Genomic DNA, 19,084 nt, shown 5'->3' with positions numbered 1-19,084 from the left:
TGTGCAGAGGCTGGCGATTCGGTTACGACCAGGGGGCTGGTCAGGAGCGGCAGCCATGGATGAAGAACCGGACCCGCGGCAGCGATTCGCGGAGGAGTGTCGTAGCGCCCGGGAGCTGTTCCCGGAACGGCGGCTGAATCAGACGCAGTTGGCCCGCATGGTGCGGGTGTCCAAGTCCACGATCAGCCGGGTGGAGATCTGCGAGGGACCGATCCCGCCGGACCTGCCACCGCTACTGGACCAGGTCTTCTCGACGGACGGCCTGTTCAAGCGGCTCTACGAGCAGATCGCCGCGGGGTCGTATCCCGTGCACTCGCGGCGGCGGATGATGCTGGAGCCGCGGGCCAGAGCCATCTCGGAGTGGTCCGCGACGCTGGTTCCCGGCCTGCTTCAGACGGGCGCCTATGCACGGGCGGTATTCAGTACCGGTGACCCGCGTGCCACCGAGCGGGAGTTGGTGCACAAGGTGGGTTCCCGGCTTGCGCGACAGGACATCCTGCGCGGCAGTACTCCACCGGATCTCTCCGTCGTCGTCTGCGAGTCGGTGCTCCGACGCAACGTCGGCGGACGAAAGGTCATGCGAGACCAGCTCGCGGCTCTGCTGTGGTACGGCAGTCAGCCCACCACGGTTCTGCAGGTCCTTCCGTTCAGCGCGAACGCGCCGGAGCTGTTGGACGGCTCGCTGTCGATACTGACGATGCCTGACGGAGGAACTGTCCTCTACACGGAAGGCGTGCGGTTCGGATCCATCATCGAAGAGCCCGCCACAGTAAGGCACTTGACGCGGTCCTACGATGTGGTCAGGGCGTCGGCGCTCTCGCGCGACGCATCCGCCGACCTGATTCGCGAGCTAATGGAGGCATCGTGACCGTGCCCGGGCGCCACCGATGGGTCAAGTCCAGCTACAGCACCTCAGACGGCGGCAATTGCCTGGAGTGGTCGCCGGACCACGCCCGTGCCCATGGTGAGGTGCCGGTGCGAGACAGCAAGGCCCCGGACGGCCCGTCCCTGACGTTTGCCCCGGCCGCCTGGGTCGCGTTCGTCTCGGCCGTGCGGGACCGGGAGTTCAGCGGATGACCACCCTCGCGGTCACCGGGCACATGAACCTCAGCGAGGGCACTGTGCCGCTGGTGCGGGAGGCCGTCCGGAACCTGCTGCGTGGGCATGGGCATGGGCACGAGGGTGAGCTCGTCGGTGTCTCCTGCCTTGCTCGGGGGGCCGACACGTTGTTCGCCGAGGCGGTTGTCGAGGCCGGGGGGCGGCTGGTGGTCGTCGTGCCGGCCCGGGACTATCGGGTGGTGCACGTCACGGGCGACCACGCGGTCGTGTTCGATCGGCTGGTGGCGGCCGCCGAAGTGGTGGCCATGCCGTACGACGTGGCCGACGAGCAGGCGTACGAGGCGGCCAATGCGGAACTGTTCAAGCGGGCCGAGCGGCTGGTGGCGGTGTGGGACGGTACGTCTCCCGACGGCAAGCGGGGCGGTACCGCGCACGCCGTGGAACAGGCGCGGGCGCTCGGGCTGCCCGTGGACGTCGTCTGGCCGGAAGGGGCGGAACGCGCCTAGCAGGAGGAGAGGCAACAGGCCCCGCGGACCGTTGTCCGCGGGGCCTGTGCCGTGCGAGGGGCGGCGCGTTACGCCGTGCCCGCCTCCACCGGCTCGTTCGGAGCGGTGGCGGCCGGGGCCGCCACCGCGTTCGGCGTGCGGGACTTGAGCCAGCTGCGGGTGCCCAGGACCGTGGCCAGGAGGACCAGGAAGGCGCAGGCGAGGGTGACCGCGCGGACGTCGAAGGTGTCGATGACCCGGCCGCCGTACCAGGAGCCCAGCGTGGCGCCGACCTGGAGGGCGGAGACGTTCACCGTGACCGCCAGTGTGGGCGCCTCGGCGGCGGCGCTGAGGACGCGGCCCTGGAGGGCGGGGAGGATCGCGAACGTCGCGACGGCGAAGAGGAAGAAGAAGGCCCAGGCCAGGGCCGTCACCGGGGCGGCCAGCCAGAAGAGGGCGCTGGTCGCGGTGAGCGCGGCCAGGGTGCCGGCGAGCGTCGGCAGCAGCGCCCGGTCGGCCAGCCGGCCGCCGATCCAGTTGCCGAGGATCGAGCCGATGCCGTAGACGACCAGCATGACGGGGACGGAGGCCTCGGGGAAGTCGCCGACCTGGGTGGCCAGCGGGACCATGTACGTCACCACCGTGAAGAAGCCGCCGGTGGCCAGCGCGGTGGTCAGGATGCCGATGCGGATTTCTTTTTTGGTGAAGACGCGCAGTTCGTCGCGGACGGAGGTGGGGGTGCCCTCCGTGCCGCCGGGGATGAGGACGGCGAGCAGGACGACGCAGATCAGGGAGAGGACGGCGGTCGTGCGGAACGGGGCCTGCCAGCCGAACTGCTGGCCGATCAGGGTGCCCAGCGGGACGCCGAGGACCGAGGCCAGGTTGAAGCCCAGCAGCACCTTGGAGACGGCCGAACCGGCCTTCTCCGGCGGCACCAGGCTGGCCGCGACGACGAAGCTGGCCGCCGCGAACGTGCCGTGCGAGAGGGCCGCGACGATCCGGCCGGCCACCAGCACGGCGTAGTTCGGCGCGAACGCCGCGATCGCGTTGCCGACCGTGGCGGTGACCATCAGGGCGAGCAGCAGGCTGCGGCGGGACATCCGGGTGGTCAGGCCGGTGACCAGGGGGCCACCGAAGACAACCGTCGCGGCATAGGCCGTGATGACCAGACCCGCGGTCGGGATGGACACGCCCAGCCCGGCGGAGAGGTCTTCGATCACCCCGCCGGGCAGCAGCTCGCCGGTGCCGATGACGAAGAGCGACATGGTGAGGGCGAAGAACTTCAGGAACATCGGGGATCTCTCTCTGGGCGGGGCCCGGGAGGAAGGAGAGTGAGTGGGGAGCGGTCAGCCGGCGGGGGGCGGCGGGGTGGGGAGGGCGTCGAGGTCGAAGCCGAAGTGGGTGCGGTAGGCCGCGAACACCGCCTCGTCGTCGGGGAGTTCCTCCTTGGTACGGGTGCCGTCGACGACCTGGACGAGCTTGCGGCCGCTGAGGGTGACCCGGCCCTGGACCGTCGGGCGGGTGCAGAACAGCTGGGTGAGGAACGGGGAGTCGTCGGCGCTGCGGAACCACCACAGGGTGGGCCGGAAGTCGTCCACCGTGCGCGGGCGGGGCTCGAACCGGTACTGGTGGGAGCCGTTGCGGTAGACGTCGAGATCGCCGTTCGGGGCCTCGCGGAGCTCGAAGGTGCCCTGCGGGTCCTCCTGCGGCGCACGGGAGTCGAGGCGGAGCGGGTGGCGGAAGCCGCGGCCGTAGCCGACGTCGACCAGCCAGGGCTCGGGGGAGTCCTCGGCGATCACCTTGAGGATCAAGTGGCCCATGAGCGGGCCGAGTTCGCCGTCCTCCAGGACGCGGCCGGCCATGACGGTGACGTCGTAGCCGAGGGCGCGCAGGACCTCGGAGAACGCGCCGTTGAGCTCGTAGCAGCCGCCGCCGCGCCGCTGTTCGGTGATCTTGGGTATGGCGTCCGCGCCCATGTTGATGGGCAGCCGGAGGTTGAAGTCGATGTTCTCGAAGGGGATCGAGAGGACGTGGCGCTCGTGCAGCTCGCGCAGGGCGGTGGTGGTGGGCTTCTCGGGCCGCTTGGTGCCCATGCGGTGCAGGTAGGCGTCGACCGCCTCGGTGGTCAGCATGACGGGCTCCTCAAGATCAGCAAGGGGGTTCGGTGGGGGCGGTCCGGCGGTCCTCGACGACCGGCCGGGTCGGGCGTCGTCAGCAGCGGACCAGGGCCAGCCCCGCCGCCATGCCGCCGCCGAAGCCGGCCAGCAGCGCCAGGTCGCCGGGCCGCACCGCGCCGGAGGCGACGGCGGCGTCGAGGGTGACGGGGACGGAGGCGGCGCCGGTGTTGCCGTAGTCGGCGACGGTCGTGTGCAGGCGGGCGTTGGGCAGCCCGAGGGCGTCCGCGAGCTCGTCGAGCATGATCGCGTTGGCCTGGTGGGGCACGAGGTGGTCGATCTCGTCGGGACGGACGCCGGCCCGGCGCAGCATCTCGTGCACGGCCGGCGGGACGTGCTCGGCGACGAACTCGCGCACCGCACGCCCGTTCATCCGGAAGTAGTGGGCGCCCTCGGCGAGGGTCTCCTCCGAGGCCGGGCGGCGGCTGCCGCCCGCGGCCACCTCGATCAGGTCCCGGTAGGCGGGGAAGGTGGCGAGGTGGGTGGCCAGCACGCCGCGGCCGGCGTCGGTGGGTCCCAGCACCACGGCGCCCGCGCCGTCACCGAACAGCACCGTCGTCCGGCGGTCGGTGCGGTCCAGGATCCGCGAGTAGACGTCCGCGCCGATCACCAGCGCATGGCCGCCGGACGCCAGCAGGGTGCGCTGCACCACGGACAGTGCGAAGACGAAACCGCTGCACACGGCGTTGAGGTCGAAGGCGGCGGTGGCCGGGGTCGCCCCGATCAGATCGGCGACGACGGCGGCGGTCGGCGGCTGGGGGGTGTCGGGGGTGGAGGTCGCCACGACGACCAGCGACAGATCGCGGGCGCTGATACCGGCGCTCCGGAGCGCGGCCCGGCCGGCCGCGGCGGCCAGATCGCTGGTCGCCTCGTCCGGCTTGGCCCAACGCCGGGCCCGGATACCGGTCTTGCGCACGATCCAGGCGTCGTCCACCCCTGCGGGCTCGCCGGCCTCGTCGTTGCCGACCACATGGCCCGGGAGATACGAGCCGGTGCCCAGCACGCCGACCGGCGACTGCCCGCCGGGCGGGCGGCCGTGCGCTGTCGTTGCCAATGTCATCTCGCATCCTTCGTCGGGTGAGAAGAACGTGCGGTGATTTCCCGGTCCACGATGGCGAGACGGCCAAATGAGCGTCAATTTGCTTCGGATTACTTTGTCAACTGGCCGGTACTTTGTCATTACCCGGGCCGGAAAGGAGGTCCGGGCAGTTCCCGTGCGTGGTGCGTCCGGACCCACTTGACTGAGTAGCGGAATCTGTATTGGTGTTCGACTATTACGCGCCACAGACTTCCCGGTGCGTGGCTAGCTGCTGCCGCTGATTAATCGGGAGGAATGAAGTGCGTAGTCTGGAACGCCTGCATTCGTTGCCGGCGGAACAACAGCCGGATTGGCCGGACACCGGAGCGCTGGAGGCCGTACGCGAGGAACTGGCGCGGGCCGAACCGCTGGTGCGCGCCGCGGACGTGCGGGAACTGCGCGGGCTGCTCGCCCGCGCCGCGGCCGGTGAACTCCAGGTGATACAGACCGGCGACTGTGCCGAGGACCCGGCCGAGAGCACCCCCGGCGACGTCGCCCGCAAGACCGCGCTGCTGGACATGCTCGCGGGCACCATGAAGCTCAACACCGACAAGCCGGTCATCCGGGTCGGCCGGATCGCCGGGCAGTACGGCAAGCCCCGCTCCCGGCCCACCGAGGTCGTCGGCGGCGTCGAACTCCCCGTCTACCGCGGGCACATGGTCAACCGCCCGGAGCCCGACCCGGAGCTGCGCCGCCCGGACCCGGGCCGGATGCTCCTGGGGCTGAGCGCCGCCCGGCAGGTCACCGAGCAGCTCGGCTGGACCGGCGCGGCCCGCCGGCGCGGCGCCGAGGCGCCGGTGTGGACCAGCCACGAGGCGCTGCTGCTCGACTACGAACTGGCCATGGTCCGCGCGCAGGACGACGGCGGGCTGCTGCTGACCTCGACGCACTGGCCGTGGATCGGCGAGCGCACCCGCCAGGTCGACGGCGCCCATGTCGCGCTGCTCGCCGCCGTCGGCAACCCGGTGGCCTGCAAGGTCGGCCCGAGCATGACGCCGGAGGTGATCCGCCGGCTGTGCGGGCGCCTCGACCCGCACCGCGAGCCCGGCCGGCTCACCCTGATCGCCCGGATGGGCGCCGACGCGGTACGCGCCCAACTGCCCGCGCTGGTCCGTGCGGTGCGCGAGGCCGGCCACCCGGTGATCTGGCTGACCGACCCGATGCACGGCAACACCGTCACCGGCCCGGTCGGGCTGAAGACCCGCTGTGTGGAAACCGTGATCCGTGAGGTGACGGAATTCCAGAGCGCGGTTTCCGAGGCGGGCGGAGTGGACGGCGGGCTGCATCTGGAAACCACCCCGGACCAGGTCACCGAATGCGGTGTCGGCGCGGACGGCTTCCCCGGAATAGGGGAGAAGTACACGACGCTGTGCGACCCCCGGCTCAATCCGTCCCAGGCGGTTGCGGTGGCCGCCGCCTGGCGTGGCTGACCGGCCCCGGAATTCGCGCCGCAGCACGAATTCGCGGCGCGGCACGCAATGGAGGTAGCGAGAATATGTCAGGTATGGAAGGCAAGGTCGCCCTCGTCACGGGGGCGGCCGGCGGGATAGGCGCGGCGGTCGTACGGTCCCTCGGCGAGCGCGGCGCGGCGGTGGCCGCCGTCGACCGCGACGCCGAACGGCTGGCCGACGTGGTCGACAAGCTCCGGGCCGACGGCCTTGAGGCGGCGGCGTTCCCCGCGGACGTCACCTCCAGCGCCGAGGTCGAGGCGGTGGTGGACCGCGTCGAACGCACCCTCGGCCCGCTGGACTTCCTCGTCAACGCCGCCGGGGTGCTGCGGCTCTCGGAGGCCCGCGCGCTCACCGACGAGGACTGGGCGGTCACCTTCGCGGTCAACACCACCGGCGTCTTCTTCGTCTCCCGCGCCGTGGTCAACCGCATGATCGGCCGCGGCAGCGGCGGCGCCCTGGTCACCGTCGCGTCCAACGCGGCCGGCACGGCACGGGTGGAGATGGCCGCCTACGCCGCCTCCAAGGCCGCCGCGACCATGTTCACCAAGTGCCTGGGGCTGGAGGTGGCCAAGGAGGGCATCCGCTGCAACCTGGTCGCCCCCGGCTCCACCGAGACGCCGATGCTCAGCTCCATGTGGCACGACGAGTCCGGCCCGCGCGGCACCATCGACGGCCGTTCCGACGCCTACCGCGTCGGCATCCCGCTGGGCAAGATCGCCCGTCCCGAGGACGTGGCGGACGCGGTGGCCTTCCTGCTCTCCGACCAGGCCGCCCACATCACCATGCACGACCTCACGGTCGACGGCGGCGCCACGCTCGGCGTCTGACCGTGGGCCCACGAGCCCCTGGAGGAACCATGGCGGGGATCCCCCCGATCGAGCCCTACCCGATGCCCGGCCCGGGCGACCTGCCCGGCAACACCGTCGACTGGACCGCCGACCCGGACCGGGCCGTGCTGCTCGTCCACGACATGCAGCGCTACTTCCTGCGGCCGCTGCCCGCGTCCGTACGCGACGCCCTGGTGACCAACGCCGCGCTGCTCCGCGACCGCGCCGCCGAACTGGGCATACCGGTCGCCTACACCGCTCAGCCCGGCGGGATGACCGAGGAACAGCGCGGCCTGCTCAAGGACTTCTGGGGCCCGGGCATGACCCCCGGGCCCGAGGACCGCACCGTGGTCGCCCCGCTCGAACACCGGCCCGGCGACTGGGAGTTCACCAAATGGCGCTACAGCGCCTTCCACAAGTCCGACCTGCTCGCCCGCATCCGGGAGACCGGCCGTGACCAGCTGCTGATCTGCGGGGTGTACGCGCACGTCGGCGTGCTGATGAGCGCCGTCGAGGCGTTCACGCACGACATCCGGCCGTTCCTCGCCGCGGACGCGGTCGCCGACTTCTCGGCCGCCGACCACCGGATGGCCCTGGACTACGCCGCCCGGCGCTGCGCCGCGGTCGCCACCACCAAGGAACTCCTCACCCACCTCGACGGGGGGCACCGATGACCGACGACCTGCTCGGACGGGTACTGGCCTCGCCGCCACCGGCGTTCGCGCTGCTGCACCGCCCCGAGGCGACCGGCCGCGGCCTGCTGGAGGTGATCCGCGGCACCGCGTCCACCGTGGACACCCTCGCCGCCATCCCGCTGCCGGACGGGCCCGCCGACGGCGGCGCGGACGGCACCGGCGCCCGGCACGAGGTGCTCGCCCTCATCCCCTACCGCCAGCTCGCCGAGCGCGGCTTCGACGCCCCCGACGACGGCGCACCGCTGATCACCCTCACCGTCGAGGAACAGGACACGGTGCCGGTCGCCGAGGCCCTGGCCCGCATCCCCGACGTCCCGATCACCCTGTCCGACGGGGCGTTCGACGTCGACGACGACGCCTACGCGGCCACCGTGCGCCGGATCATCGCCGAGGAGATCGGCACCGGCGAGGGCGCCAACTTCGTCATCAAACGCTCCTTCGTCACCGACATCACCGACTACGGACCGCACAGCGCGCTGACCTTCTTCCGGCGGTTGCTGGAGCGCGAGGCCGGGGCGTACTGGACGTTCCTGGTGCACACCGGCGGGCGGACGTTCGTCGGTGCCTCGCCGGAGCGGCACATCAGCGTGCACGGCGGCGAGGCCGTGATGAACCCGATCAGCGGCACCTACCGCTACCCGCCCGCCGGTCCCACCCTGCCCGAGGTCATGGACTTCCTCGCCGACCGCAAGGAAGCCGACGAGCTCTACATGGTCGTCGACGAAGAGCTGAAGATGATGGCCCGCATCTGCGAGTCCGGCGGCCGGGTCGTCGGGCCGTACCTGCGGGAGATGGCCCGGCTCGCGCACACCGAATACTTCATCGAGGGCCACACCACCCGCGACGTGCGGGAGATCCTGCACGAGACGTTGTTCGCGCCCACCGTCACCGGCAGCCCCCTGGAGAGCGCGGCCCGGGTGGTGGCCCGCTACGAACCGGCCGGCCGCGGCTACTACAGCGGCGTCGCCGCCCTGATCGGACGGGACGCGGCGGGCGGCCGCACGCTCGACTCGGCGATCCTCATCCGGACCGCGGAGCTCGACCCGCGCGGCCGGGTCCGGATCGGCGTCGGCGCCACCCTCGTCCGCCACTCCGACCCGCGCTCCGAGGTCGCCGAGACCCGCGCCAAGGCCGCCGGGCTGCTGTCCGCACTGGCGGAACCGGGGCGCGGCCGCTTCGGCGGCCACGCCACCGTGCAGGCGGCGCTCGCCGAACGCAACGCCACCATCGCCGGGTTCTGGCTCGCCGCCGAGGAGGACCGGACCGGCCACGCCGTCGCCGGGCTCACCGGCCGGCGGGTGCTGGTCGTCGACGCCGAGGACACCTTCACCTCGATGATCGGCCACCAGCTGCGCTCCATGGGCCTGGACGTCACCGTACGCCGCTTCGACGAGCCGTATGCCTTCGACGGCTACGACCTGGTGGTGATGGGGCCCGGCCCGGGCGATCCGCGGCAGACCGGCCATCCCAAGATCGCCCATCTGCGGACCGCAATCAGCCAACTCCTCGACGAGCGGCGGCCGTTCCTCGCGGTCTGCCTCAGCCACCAGGTGCTCAGCACCCTCCTCGGCCTCGACCTCGTCCGCCGCGCGGTCCCCAACCAGGGCGTCCAGCGGACCGTCGACCTCTTCGGCGAGCGGGTGCGGGTCGGGTTCTACAACACCTTCGCCGCGCACAGCACCGGCGACAAGGCGGAGACCCCGGCCGGGGTGATCGAGATCAGCCGGGACCCGGGCACCGGCGAGGTGCACGCACTGCGCGGACCCGGATTCGCGTCGATGCAGTTTCATTCCGAATCCGTGCTGACCGAGGACGGCGTCCGTATCGTCAGCGGACTGCTCGCCGAAGTCCTGGCGCAATCGGAGGCGGTCGCCCGGTGAAAGCGGTCATCGCCTGGTGGGACCTCGCGGAATCCGACCAGACCACGGAAACGCTCAGGGAATTCCTGCGGGACGAGGCGGTCGAGCGCTTTTCCCGGTGGCCCGGGCTCCGGATGAAATTCTGGATCTCGGACGCCGGGGGCGGCGGCTGGGGCGCGGTCTTCCTGTGGGAATCGGAGGCCGCCGCCAGCCGGCCGCTGCCCACCCGGGCAGCCGACCTCATCGGCTATCCGCCCACCGTGGTGCACCGCTTGAACGTCGAGGCGGCCACCGAGGGGGAGCACACCATCCCCGATCTGACCGGGCTGGGACTCGCCTTCGCACGGTGACCGGCCGGGACGTGCCGGAAAACGGAACGCACCCCACCCACGGAATATCAGCGAACCCGGAAAACCGCCGCGGCGCCGGGCCGGAAGAAACCCTTCCGGGCTCCGCGCCGCGGCCTTTCCGGCCCGGCCACCCGCGGCATCTGACGGAGTACCGGGCTTTTGACGGAGTGCCGTTGCCGCCGTTGTCCGAAATGGCGCCCGGCAACCAGAGTTCATGCCACGGCATCCCGCCGGCTGCCGCCGGCCCAGCGGAAACAGGAGAAGCACAATGCCCGCACGATTCGACGGCAAGGTCGCGCTCGTCGCCGGTGGCGACGACGCCATCGGCCGGGCCGGCGCGCTCGCCTTCGCCCGCCAGGGCGCGACCGTCGTGGTCGCCGGACCGGACGCCCGGCCCCTGGACGCCACGGTCGCCACCATCCGCCGGGCCGGCGGCCGCGCCGAGCGGGTGGTGGCCGATGTGACCCGCGGCGGACCCGAGGCCGCCGAGCGGATGGTCGCGGTCGCGGTGGAACGCTGCGGCGGACTCGACATCGCCTTCAACAACGTCACCGTCACCGGCCCGGCCCGCCCGGTCGCCGAGACCTGCGAGACCGTCTGGACCGAACTGCTCGCCCACAACCTCACCGGCGTGTGGACGTCCATGAAGCACGAGATCGCCTACATGAAGGAGCACCACGGCGGGGTCATCGTCAACACCGCCTGCAACCTCCTCAGCAACGGCCTCCGCCCCGGACTGGGCGCCTACGCCGCCTCCAAGGCCGCCCTGACCACCCTGACCCGCGCGGCCGCCGGCGAGTACCTCTCCGCGGGCATCCGGATCAACGCCATCAGTCCCGGCCCGGTCGACGGCCCCGCCGCCGGGCCCGGCCCGGCCGGCCCCGGGCACGCCACCGCCGACGAGATCGCCGACTCCGTGGTCTGGCTCTGCTCGGACGAGTCCTCGTACGTCGTCGGCCACGACCTCGTCCTCGACCGGAAGCGAGCCGCCTGATGACCACCGCACCCGCCCCGGCCGCCCCCACGGCCCCCCTGGAGTGGACCGCCCTCGACCGCCGCGCCGTGGACACCGCCCGCGCGCTCGCCGTCGACGCCGTCGAACGCGCCGGCCACGGCCACCCCGGCACCGCCATGAGCCTCGCCCCCGCCGCCCACCTGCTCTTCCAGCGGCTGCTGCGGCACGACCCGGCCGATCCGCAGTGGGCCGGCCGGGACCGCTTCGTCCTCTCCTGCGGCCACGCCAGCCTCACCCTCTACATCCAGCTCTACCTCTCCGGCTACGGGCTCACCCTGGACGACCTCAAGTCCCTGCGCACTGCCGGCAGTCTCACCCCCGCCCACCCCGAGTACGGGCACACCCCGGGCGTGGAGACCACCACCGGCCCGCTCGGCCAGGGCCTGGGCAACGCCGTCGGCATGGCCATGGCCGCCCGGCGCGAACGCGGTCTGTTCGACCCCGACGCACCCGAGGGCACCAGCCCCTTCGACCACACCATCTGGGCGTTCGTCTCCGACGGCGACCTCGCCGAGGGCCTCAGCCACGAGGCCGGCTCGCTCGCCGGCCACCAGCGCCTCGGCAACCTCGTCGTCCTCTACGACGACAACCGCATCTCCATCGAGGACGACACCCGCATCGCCCAGTCCGAGGACGTCCTCGCCCGGTTCGCCGCCTACGGCTGGCACGTCCAGCGCGTCGACTGGACCACCGGAGACGGCTACTACGAGGACGTGCCCGCCCTCCACCGGGCGCTCGTCACCGCCCGCGCGGAGACCGGCCGCCCCTCGATCGTCGCGCTGCGCACCCTCATCGGCTGGCCGTCACCGGGCAAGCAGAACACCGGCAAGATCCACGGCGCCGCGCTCGGCGCCGACGAGGCGGCCGCCACCAAGGCCGCCATGGGGCTCGACCCCGCGCGCTCCTTCCACGTCCCCGCCGAGGTGCTCGAACGGACCCGCCAGGCCGGCGTCCGCGGCCGGGCCCTGCGCGCGCAGTGGGCACGGCGCCACCAGGACTGGCGGTCCGCATTCCCCCGGCGGGCCGCCGCACACGACCGGATCGCCGCCCGCACCCTGCCCGACGACTGGCAGGCGGCGCTCCCGGAATTCGCCCCCGGCCAGGAGATGGCCACCCGCAAGGCGTCCGGCGCGGTGCTCGCCGCGCTCGCCGACACCCTGCCGGAACTGTGGGGCGGCTCGGCCGACCTCGCCGAGTCCAACAACACCACCATGCCCGGCCAACCCTCCTTCGTGCCCCAGGAGTTCGCCACCGACGCCTTCCCCGGCCACCGCTACGGCCGCACCCTGCACTTCGGCATCCGCGAGCACGCCATGGGCGCGGTCCTCAACGGCATCGCCCTGCACGGCGGCACCCGCCCCTACGGCGGCACGTTCCTGGTGTTCTCCGACTACATGCGCCCCGCCGTCCGGCTCGCCGCCATGATGCGGCTGCCCGTCACCTACGTCTGGACCCACGACTCCATCGGGCTCGGCGAGGACGGCCCCACCCACCAGCCCGTGGAACACCTGTGGTCGCTGCGCGGCATCCCCGGGCTCGACGTGGTCCGCCCCGCCGACGCCAACGAGACCGCTATCGCCTGGCGCACCGTCCTCACGCACACCGACCGGCCCGCCGGCCTCTGCCTCACCCGGCAGAACCTGCCCGTCCTCGACCGCTCACCCGGCACCGGCCTGGCCCCGGCCGACGGCGCGGCCAGGGGCGGCTACGTCCTCGCCGAGGCCCACACCCCCGACGGCGCCCCCACCACCCCGGACGTCGTCCTCATCGGCACCGGCAGCGAGGTGCACATCGCCCTCGACGCCAGGCGGCTGCTGCACGACGAGGGAATCGCCGCCCGCGTGGTCTCGCTGCCCTGCCTGGAGTGGTTCCGCGCGCAGAGCCAGGAGTACCGCGACCAGGTGCTGCCGCCGGACGTCCCGGCCCGGATCTCCGTCGAGGCCGGCTCGGTCCTCGGCTGGCACGCCCTGGTCGGCGACGCCGGATCCGCCCTGGGCCTGGACCGGTTCGGTGCGTCGGCTCCCTACCAGGCGCTGTACGAGCAGTACGGGCTGACCGCCACCCGGGTCGCCGCGGCCGCCCGCGCCTCGCTCGCCCGGGTGCGCCGCTTCCCGGCGCACGCCGCGCACGCACCCGCCGTATGACCACCGCCGCGGGCGCGGGCAACGCGCGCACAACTACGCAACGAAAGGCATGACATGGCGAAGATACTCATCGCCGGCGGCGGCGTGGGCGGCCTCGCGGCGGCACTGGCCACCGCCCGGCACGGACACCGGGTGACCGTCCTGGAACGCCGGGACTCCTTCACCGAACTCGGCGCCGGCATCCAGCTCGGCCCCAACGCCTTCCACGCCCTGGACCGGCTCGGCGTCGGCGACGCGGTCCGCCAACGGGCCGTCTTCATCGACGAGTTGCGCTTCATGGACGGCACCACCGGCCGCCAGGTCCGGTCGATGCCGCTCACCGGCGCCTACCGCACCCGCTTCGGCAACCCCTACGCCGTGGTCCACCGCACCTGCCTGTACGAACCGCTGCTGGCCGCCTGCCGGGCCACCGACGGCATCGAACTGCGCACCGACAGCCCGGTCGTTCGCTACGACCAGGACACCGGCTCGGTCACCGCCGTACTCGCCGGCGGCGCACGGCTCACCGGGGACGCCCTGATCGGCGCCGACGGCATCCGTTCCACCGTCCGCGGCCAGCTCCTCGGCGACGGCGAACCCCGGGTCTCCGGCCACACCATCTACCGCTCCGTCATCCCCATGGCCAAGGTCCCCGAGGACCTGCGCTGGAACACCGTCACCCTGTGGGCCGGACCCAAGTGGCACTTCGTCCACTACCCCGTCGGCGGCGGTGAGTTCCTCAACCTCGCCGCCACCCGCGACGACGGCGCGACCGAGGCGGTGGCCGGCCTCCCCGCCGAGCGCGACCGGGTGCTCGCCGAATTCCCCGACCTCGGCAGCACCGCCCGCCGGCTGCTGGAGCTCGGCGAGAACTGGAAGTCCTGGGTGCTCTGCGACCGCGACCCGGCCGACCGCTGGACCGACGGCCGGGTGGCCCTCCTCGGCGACGCCGCGCACCCGATGCTCCAGTACGCCGCCCAGGGCGCCTGCCAGGCCCTGGAGGACGCCGTGGTCCTCGGCGAACTCCTCGACGGCCCGGCCGCCGACGTCGTCCAGCGCCTGGAGAAGTACCACGCGGTCCGGCACGAACGCACCGCGAGGACCCAGCTGGTGGCCCGGGAGATGGGCCGGCAGCTCTACCACCCGGCCGGCCGGGCGGCCCGCGAGCGCAACGCGATGCTCGCCGCCATGACCGTGGACGACCTGTACGACACCGTCCAATGGCTGCACGGCGAACGGGACTTCGGCGCCGGAGCGGACCGTTGAGCAGGTTGCGCTGGCTGACGGCGGGGGAGTCGCACGGCCCCGCACTGGTGGCGACGCTGGAGGGCCTGCCGGCCGGGGTCCCGGTCACCACGGAGCTGGTGGCAAACGCCCTGGCCCGCCGCCGGCTGGGCCACGGACGCGGCGCGCGGATGGCCTTCGAGCGGGACGAGGTCACGTTCCTGGGCGGGGTACGGCACGGCCGCTCGCTGGGCTCACCGGTGGCGGTCATGGTCGGCAACACCGAGTGGCCCAAGTGGGAGCAGGTGATGGCGGCCGACCCGGTGGACGAGGCGCAGCTCGCGTCACTGGCCCGTAACGCGCCGCTGACCCGCCCCCGTCCCGGTCACGCCGACCTCGCCGGAATGCAGAAGTACGGTTTCGCCGAGGCCCGCCCCATCCTGGAGCGCGCCTCGGCCCGGGAGACCGCGGCCCGGGTGGCGCTGGGCGCGGTGGCCCGCTCCTTCCTCAAGGAGACCGCGGGCATCGAGATCGTCTCGCACGTGGTGGAGCTGGCGGCGGCCAAGGCGCCGTACGGGGTCCACCCCGAGCCCTCCGACGTCGAGCGGCTGGACGCCGACCCGGTGCGCTGCCTGGACGCGGACGCCTCGAAGGCGATGGTCGCGGAGATCGACCGGGCCCACACGGACGGCGACACCCTGGGCGGGGTGGTCGAGGTGCTGGCGTACGGGGTGCCGGTCGGCCTGGGCTCGCACGTCCACTGGGACCGTCGTCTGGACGCCCGGCTTGCCGCCGCGCTCATGGGCATCCAGGCGATCAAGGGGGTGGAGGTCGGTGACGGCTTCGCGCTGGCCCGGGTGCCGGGTTCGCAGGCGCATGACGAGATCGTGCGCACCGGCCGGGGCATCCGCCGCGCCTCGGGCCGCTCCGGCGGTACCGAGGGCGGGCTGTCGACGGGCGAGCCGCTGCGCGTCCGGGCGGCCATGAAGCCGATCGCGACGGTGCCGCGGGCGCTGGCGACGGTGGACGTCAGCACCGGCGAGGCGGCCGCCGCGCACCACCAGCGCTCCGACGTCTGCGCGGTGCCCGCCGCCGGGATCGTGGCCGAGGCCATGGTCGCGCTCGTCCTCGCCGACGCAATAGTGGAGAAATTCGGGGGCGACAGCGTGACCGAGACCCGCCGCAACGTCCGGGGCTTCCTCGACACCCTGGCGATCACCTGACCCGTCCGCCGAGGTGGCCGGGGCAGCGGTGTCAACCGGCGGCCGCTCCCCGGGGGTGGTTGCGGGGCCGGCCCGGGAGCGTGCGCAGTGTGGCGTTCGTGACACCCCGGGCCGGACCTGGCGGTGAGCACCCCGGGGCGTCCTGGGCGCCGAGTAAGGTCGGCCAGCACGGGGCGTCAGAGGTGGGGCCTTCGCGGCCACGAACGGAACGGAAGTCCATATGTCGACTGTTCAGTCTGGGGTCAGGTCCGGCGCGCAGCAGGCCGGCCCGGCATCCCTGTACGCCGAGCTGGTGCGGCGGAACCCGGGTGAGCCCGAGTTCCACCAGGCGGCCCTGGAGGTGCTGGAGACGCTGGAGCCCGTGCTCGCCGCCCGCCCGGAGTTCGCCGAGGCGAAGATCCTGGAGCGGATCTGCGAGCCCGAGCGGCAGATCATGTTCCGGGTGCCCTGGCAGGACGACGCCGGCACGGTCCACGTCAACCGCGGCTTCCGGGTGGAGTTCAACAGCGCCCTCGGCCCGTACAAGGGCGGGCTGCGCTTCCACGCGTCGGTGAACCTCGGGATCGTGAAGTTCCTCGGCTTCGAGCAGATCTTCAAGAACGCCCTGACCGGCCTGAACATCGGCGGCGGCAAGGGCGGCAGCGACTTCGACCCGCACGGCAGGTCGGACGCCGAGGTGATGCGGTTCTGCCAGTCGTTCATGACCGAACTGCACCGCCACCTCGGCGAGCACACCGACGTACCGGCCGGTGACATCGGCGTCGGCGGCCGGGAGATCGGCTACCTCTTCGGCCAGTACCGGCGGATCACCAACCGCTGGGAGGCCGGCGTGCTGACCGGCAAGGGGCTGTCCTGGGGCGGCTCCAAGGCCCGTACGGAGGCCACCGGTTACGGCAATGTGCTGTTCACGCAGGAGATGCTCAAGGCGCGCGGGGAGGAACTGGACGGCCAGCAGGTCGTGGTGTCCGGTTCCGGCAACGTCGCCCTCTACACCATCGAGAAGGCGCAGGCCCTCGGCGCCAACGTGGTGACCGCCTCGGACTCCGGCGGCTACGTCGTCGACGAGAAGGGCATCGACCTGGCCCTGCTGCGGCAGATCAAGGAGGTCGAGCGCGGCCGGATCAGCGCGTACGCCGAGCGGCGCGGGGTGTCGGCCCGGTACGTGCCCGGCGGCCGGGTGTGGGACGTCGCCTGCGACGTCGCGCTGCCCTCGGCGACCCAGAACGAGCTGGACGCGGAGGCGGCCCGGATCCTGGTCCGCAACGGCGTCAAGGCGGTGTCCGAGGGCGCGAACATGCCGACCACGCCGGACGCGGTGGCGCTCTTCAAGGAGGCCGGGGTGGCCTTCGGTCCCGGCAAGGCCGCCAACGCGGGCGGGGTGGCGACCAGCGCGCTGGAGATGCGGCAGAACTCCGCGCGGGACACCTGGTCCTTCGAGCGGGCCGAGGGCGAGCTGGCCGCGATCATGCGCAGCATCCACCGCACCTGCCACGAGACCGCCGACCGGTTCGGGCGGCCCGGCGACTACGTGGCCGGGGCGAACATCGCGGGCTTCGAGCGGGTCGCGGACGCGATGCTCGACCAGGGCCTGATCTGACCGCGGGCGGCGGGGCGCGCGCCGGTACGGCGGCCGCCCCGCCGCCCCCGGCTCGTAAGGTGGCCCGCATGAACATCTGCGTCTTCTGCTCCGCCGCCGACCTCGACGACCGCTATGTCGTCCCGGCCCGCCAGTTCGCCGAGCTGATCGGCAAGGGCGGGCACGCCCTGGTGTGGGGCGGTTCGGACACCGGGCTGATGAAGGTCATGGCCGACGGGGTGCAGGAGGCCGGCGGGAAGCTGATCGGGATCTCGGTGGAATTCCTGGCGCACAAGGCGCGCGCGGGCGCCGACGAGATGGTCGTCACCAAGGACCTCGCCGAGCGCAAGGCGGAGATGCTGGCCCGCGCCGACGCCATCGTCATCATGGTCGGCGGCACCGGCACCCTCGACGAGGCCACCGAGATCCTGGAGCTGCGCAAGCACGGGCTGCACAGCAAGCCCGTCGTGCTGCTGAACACCGCCGGCTTCTACGACGGGCTGCACGAGCAGTTCCGGCGCATGGAGGACGAGGGTTTCCTGCCGCTTCCCCTCACCGACCTGGTGTTCTTCGCGGCGGACGGGGTCGGCGCGCTGGCCTACCTGGAGGAGAAGGCGGGCTTCACGGGCTGAGCTGCCGCCCCGCCGCCCGGAGAGCCGGCTCGTTAGGATCGGGCCCATGGGTACGCACTTGATCACGGGCGCAGGGTCGGGCATCGGAGCGGCGGTCGCACGGCGGCTGGCGGAGCGTGGCGAGGAGCTGTGGCTGCTGGCGCGCAGCGCGCCCCGCGCGAAGGAGCTGGCCGCGCAGTTCCCCACCGCCCATGTGATCGTGGGCGACCTGGCCAATCCGGAGAAGCTGTCCTTCGCGCTCGGCCAGCAGTCGCTGCCGGACCGGATCGACTCCCTCCAGCACATCGCGGGCGTCATCGAGCTGGGCGCGGTCGGCGATCTGCCGGCCAAGGCGTGGCAGCGGCAGCTCGCCGCCAACCTGGTCGCGCCGGCCGAGCTGACCCGGCTGCTGCTGCCGCTGGTGCGGCTCGCCAAGGGCCATGTGGTCTTCGTCAACTCCGGCGCCGGGCTGAACGCGCACGCCAACTGGAGCGCGTACGCGGCGAGCAAGCACGGCCTGAAGGCGCTGGCCGACTCCCTACGGGCGGAGGAGCACGCCAACGGCGTGCGGGTGACCTCGGTCTACCCGGGGCGCACGGCCACGCCGATGCAGGAGAGCACCCACCAGCAGGAGGGCAAGGCGTACGACCCGTCCCGCTGGATCGACCCCGAGTCGGTGGCCACCGCGATCCTCGCCGCCGTCGACCTGCCGCGGGACGCGGAGATCAACGACGTCTCGGTGCGCCCGGGACGCTGAGGTTCGTGGCCCACGGGGCCGCCGGAGGACCGCCGCGGCGACGTACGCTGCAAGAGTGACCACTGAAGCGAAGTCGACCGCGGCGGCGGGGTGCGGTTTCCGGGAGATCCGGGGACTCGTGACCGAACTGAGCCGCCGGCTGGACGCCCATCAGCGCAGCCGGATCGCCGAGCTGGACCTGACCCCGACGCAGGCCAAGGCGCTGGAGGAGCTGGGCGAGCCGAAGACCGCGCGGGAGCTGGCCGGGGTGCTCTGCTGCGAACCGCCCAATGTCACCTATGTCATCTCCAAGCTGGAGAAGCAGGGCATGGTGGTGCGGCAGCCGCATCCGCTCGACGGCCGGGCCAAGCAGCTCGTACTGACCGAGGCGGGGCGGGAGTTGCGGCTCGACCTGCTGCGCCGGATGGGCACCGCGTCGCCGCTGGACCACCTCACGCACGAGGAGCGGGCCGCGTTCCGTGACGACCTGCTGAAGGCCCTGGGGCGGGGCGACTGACCCCTGCGCCGGGAGGGCGCCGGCGGTTTCGTATGCCTTTCCTAAAGTTATAGCTGTAACCATTGCATGGAGTGATGCTTA

Annotated in this window: 19 protein-coding genes; 16 read left to right on the top strand and 3 right to left on the bottom strand. The window is 72.6% G+C overall.

Features of this window, described 5'->3' with window-relative positions; genetic code table 11:
* Nucleotides 1-55 precede the first annotated feature (55 nt).
* Genes ACGF4C_RS20730 through ACGF4C_RS20720 form a run of 3 tightly spaced genes read left to right on the top strand, consistent with a single transcriptional unit; the run spans nucleotide 56 to nucleotide 1,565 of the window.
* Nucleotides 56-868: a Scr1 family TA system antitoxin-like transcriptional regulator gene (locus ACGF4C_RS20730; protein ID WP_393568119.1), complete on the top strand. Its 813-nt coding sequence runs from the start codon at nucleotides 56-58 to the stop codon at nucleotides 866-868.
* Entirely contained in the window at nucleotides 865-1,077 is a 213-nt protein-coding gene (locus ACGF4C_RS20725) for a DUF397 domain-containing protein (RefSeq protein ID WP_393568118.1), read from the top strand. Before ACGF4C_RS20730 ends, ACGF4C_RS20725 begins: the two co-directional genes overlap by 4 nt.
* A complete protein-coding gene (locus ACGF4C_RS20720; RefSeq protein WP_393568117.1) occupies nucleotides 1,074-1,565 on the top strand; it encodes a hypothetical protein in 492 nt (163 codons plus the stop codon). Before ACGF4C_RS20725 ends, ACGF4C_RS20720 begins: the two co-directional genes overlap by 4 nt.
* Nucleotides 1,566-1,633: 68 nt before the next feature.
* Here the strand turns inward: ACGF4C_RS20720 and ACGF4C_RS20715 are convergent, their stop codons facing one another.
* The 3 genes from ACGF4C_RS20715 to ACGF4C_RS20705 all read right to left on the bottom strand — a co-directional run bounded on the left by ACGF4C_RS20715 (nucleotide 1,634) and on the right by ACGF4C_RS20705 (nucleotide 4,778).
* Nucleotides 1,634-2,836, bottom strand: coding sequence for an MFS transporter (locus ACGF4C_RS20715; RefSeq protein WP_393568115.1), 1,203 nt, complete (start codon nucleotides 2,834-2,836; stop codon nucleotides 1,634-1,636).
* Nucleotides 2,837-2,890: 54 nt separating this feature from the next.
* Complete coding sequence (locus ACGF4C_RS20710; RefSeq protein ID WP_393568113.1) at nucleotides 2,891-3,676, bottom strand: arylamine N-acetyltransferase; 786 nt, start codon at nucleotides 3,674-3,676, stop codon at nucleotides 2,891-2,893.
* A 79-nt stretch (nucleotides 3,677-3,755) separates the two neighbouring features.
* On the bottom strand, nucleotides 3,756-4,778 hold the full coding sequence (locus tag ACGF4C_RS20705) for a 3-oxoacyl-ACP synthase III family protein (RefSeq protein ID WP_393568111.1): 1,023 nt from the start codon (nucleotides 4,776-4,778) through the stop codon (nucleotides 3,756-3,758).
* A gap of 278 nt (nucleotides 4,779-5,056) precedes the next feature.
* Between ACGF4C_RS20705 and ACGF4C_RS20700 the strand changes: the two genes are divergently transcribed.
* The 13 genes from ACGF4C_RS20700 to ACGF4C_RS20640 all read left to right on the top strand — a co-directional run bounded on the left by ACGF4C_RS20700 (nucleotide 5,057) and on the right by ACGF4C_RS20640 (nucleotide 19,003).
* Nucleotides 5,057-6,226, top strand: coding sequence for a 3-deoxy-7-phosphoheptulonate synthase (locus tag ACGF4C_RS20700; protein ID WP_393568109.1), 1,170 nt, complete (start codon nucleotides 5,057-5,059; stop codon nucleotides 6,224-6,226).
* Nucleotides 6,227-6,300: 74 nt separating this feature from the next.
* Nucleotides 6,301-7,074: a 2,3-dihydro-2,3-dihydroxybenzoate dehydrogenase gene (locus ACGF4C_RS20695; RefSeq protein ID WP_393568291.1), complete on the top strand. Its 774-nt coding sequence runs from the start codon at nucleotides 6,301-6,303 to the stop codon at nucleotides 7,072-7,074.
* Nucleotides 7,075-7,103: 29 nt separating this feature from the next.
* Entirely contained in the window at nucleotides 7,104-7,748 is a 645-nt protein-coding gene (locus ACGF4C_RS20690) for an isochorismatase family protein (protein WP_393568107.1), read from the top strand.
* A complete protein-coding gene (locus ACGF4C_RS20685; protein WP_393568105.1) occupies nucleotides 7,745-9,649 on the top strand; it encodes an anthranilate synthase family protein in 1,905 nt (634 codons plus the stop codon). The genes ACGF4C_RS20690 and ACGF4C_RS20685 overlap by 4 nt, the downstream gene beginning before the upstream one ends.
* Entirely contained in the window at nucleotides 9,646-9,978 is a 333-nt protein-coding gene (locus ACGF4C_RS20680) for a hypothetical protein (RefSeq protein WP_393568104.1), read from the top strand. The genes ACGF4C_RS20685 and ACGF4C_RS20680 overlap by 4 nt, the downstream gene beginning before the upstream one ends.
* Nucleotides 9,979-10,246: 268 nt before the next feature.
* Nucleotides 10,247-10,972 carry an SDR family NAD(P)-dependent oxidoreductase gene (locus ACGF4C_RS20675; RefSeq protein ID WP_393568103.1) on the top strand — a complete coding sequence of 242 codons (726 nt, stop codon included), beginning with the start codon at nucleotides 10,247-10,249 and terminating at the stop codon, nucleotides 10,970-10,972.
* Nucleotides 10,972-13,137, top strand: coding sequence for a transketolase (gene tkt / locus ACGF4C_RS20670; protein ID WP_393568101.1), 2,166 nt, complete (start codon nucleotides 10,972-10,974; stop codon nucleotides 13,135-13,137). Before ACGF4C_RS20675 ends, tkt begins: the two co-directional genes overlap by 1 nt.
* A gap of 54 nt (nucleotides 13,138-13,191) precedes the next feature.
* Nucleotides 13,192-14,382 (top strand): 3-hydroxybenzoate 6-monooxygenase, encoded by a 1,191-nt coding sequence (locus ACGF4C_RS20665; RefSeq protein WP_393568099.1) that lies wholly within the window; start codon nucleotides 13,192-13,194, stop codon nucleotides 14,380-14,382.
* The gene (gene aroC, locus ACGF4C_RS20660; protein WP_393568097.1) at nucleotides 14,379-15,563 is read left to right on the top strand and encodes a chorismate synthase; all 1,185 of its coding nucleotides are present in this window, start codon (nucleotides 14,379-14,381) and stop codon (nucleotides 15,561-15,563) included. Before ACGF4C_RS20665 ends, aroC begins: the two co-directional genes overlap by 4 nt.
* Before the next feature lie 220 nt (nucleotides 15,564-15,783).
* Nucleotides 15,784-17,160, top strand: coding sequence for an NADP-specific glutamate dehydrogenase (gene gdhA / locus ACGF4C_RS20655; protein ID WP_393568096.1), 1,377 nt, complete (start codon nucleotides 15,784-15,786; stop codon nucleotides 17,158-17,160).
* A 68-nt stretch (nucleotides 17,161-17,228) separates the two neighbouring features.
* Nucleotides 17,229-17,771 carry a TIGR00730 family Rossman fold protein gene (locus ACGF4C_RS20650; protein WP_393568095.1) on the top strand — a complete coding sequence of 181 codons (543 nt, stop codon included), beginning with the start codon at nucleotides 17,229-17,231 and terminating at the stop codon, nucleotides 17,769-17,771.
* A gap of 46 nt (nucleotides 17,772-17,817) precedes the next feature.
* Nucleotides 17,818-18,507 carry an SDR family oxidoreductase gene (locus tag ACGF4C_RS20645; protein ID WP_393568093.1) on the top strand — a complete coding sequence of 230 codons (690 nt, stop codon included), beginning with the start codon at nucleotides 17,818-17,820 and terminating at the stop codon, nucleotides 18,505-18,507.
* A 55-nt stretch (nucleotides 18,508-18,562) separates the two neighbouring features.
* Nucleotides 18,563-19,003 carry a MarR family transcriptional regulator gene (locus ACGF4C_RS20640; RefSeq protein WP_362140466.1) on the top strand — a complete coding sequence of 147 codons (441 nt, stop codon included), beginning with the start codon at nucleotides 18,563-18,565 and terminating at the stop codon, nucleotides 19,001-19,003.
* Nucleotides 19,004-19,084: the final 81 nt, after the last annotated feature.

Source organism: Streptomyces sp. NPDC048197 (assembly GCF_043202395.1).
Taxonomy (GTDB): Bacteria; Actinomycetota; Actinomycetes; order Streptomycetales; family Streptomycetaceae; genus Streptomyces; species Streptomyces siderophoricus.
This window is presented reverse-complemented; position numbering and strand designations above follow the sequence as displayed.

Excerpts from the sequence above, each read along its gene's own strand:
- ACGF4C_RS20730 (WP_393568119.1), top strand. The coding sequence starts at position 56 with ATGGATGAAGAACCGGACCCGCGGCAGCGATTCGCGGAGGAGTGTCGT.
- ACGF4C_RS20720 (WP_393568117.1), top strand. The coding sequence starts at position 1,074 with ATGACCACCCTCGCGGTCACCGGGCACATGAACCTCAGCGAGGGCACT.
- ACGF4C_RS20715 (WP_393568115.1), bottom strand. The coding sequence starts at position 2,836 with ATGTTCCTGAAGTTCTTCGCCCTCACCATGTCGCTCTTCGTCATCGGC.
- ACGF4C_RS20710 (WP_393568113.1), bottom strand. The coding sequence starts at position 3,676 with ATGCTGACCACCGAGGCGGTCGACGCCTACCTGCACCGCATGGGCACC.
- ACGF4C_RS20705 (WP_393568111.1), bottom strand. The coding sequence starts at position 4,778 with ATGACATTGGCAACGACAGCGCACGGCCGCCCGCCCGGCGGGCAGTCG.
- ACGF4C_RS20695 (WP_393568291.1), top strand. The coding sequence starts at position 6,301 with ATGGAAGGCAAGGTCGCCCTCGTCACGGGGGCGGCCGGCGGGATAGGC.
- ACGF4C_RS20690 (WP_393568107.1), top strand. The coding sequence starts at position 7,104 with ATGGCGGGGATCCCCCCGATCGAGCCCTACCCGATGCCCGGCCCGGGC.
- ACGF4C_RS20685 (WP_393568105.1), top strand. The coding sequence starts at position 7,745 with ATGACCGACGACCTGCTCGGACGGGTACTGGCCTCGCCGCCACCGGCG.
- ACGF4C_RS20675 (WP_393568103.1), top strand. The coding sequence starts at position 10,247 with ATGCCCGCACGATTCGACGGCAAGGTCGCGCTCGTCGCCGGTGGCGAC.
- tkt (WP_393568101.1), top strand. The coding sequence starts at position 10,972 with ATGACCACCGCACCCGCCCCGGCCGCCCCCACGGCCCCCCTGGAGTGG.
- ACGF4C_RS20665 (WP_393568099.1), top strand. The coding sequence starts at position 13,192 with ATGGCGAAGATACTCATCGCCGGCGGCGGCGTGGGCGGCCTCGCGGCG.
- gdhA (WP_393568096.1), top strand. The coding sequence starts at position 15,784 with ATGTCGACTGTTCAGTCTGGGGTCAGGTCCGGCGCGCAGCAGGCCGGC.
- ACGF4C_RS20650 (WP_393568095.1), top strand. The coding sequence starts at position 17,229 with ATGAACATCTGCGTCTTCTGCTCCGCCGCCGACCTCGACGACCGCTAT.
- ACGF4C_RS20645 (WP_393568093.1), top strand. The coding sequence starts at position 17,818 with ATGGGTACGCACTTGATCACGGGCGCAGGGTCGGGCATCGGAGCGGCG.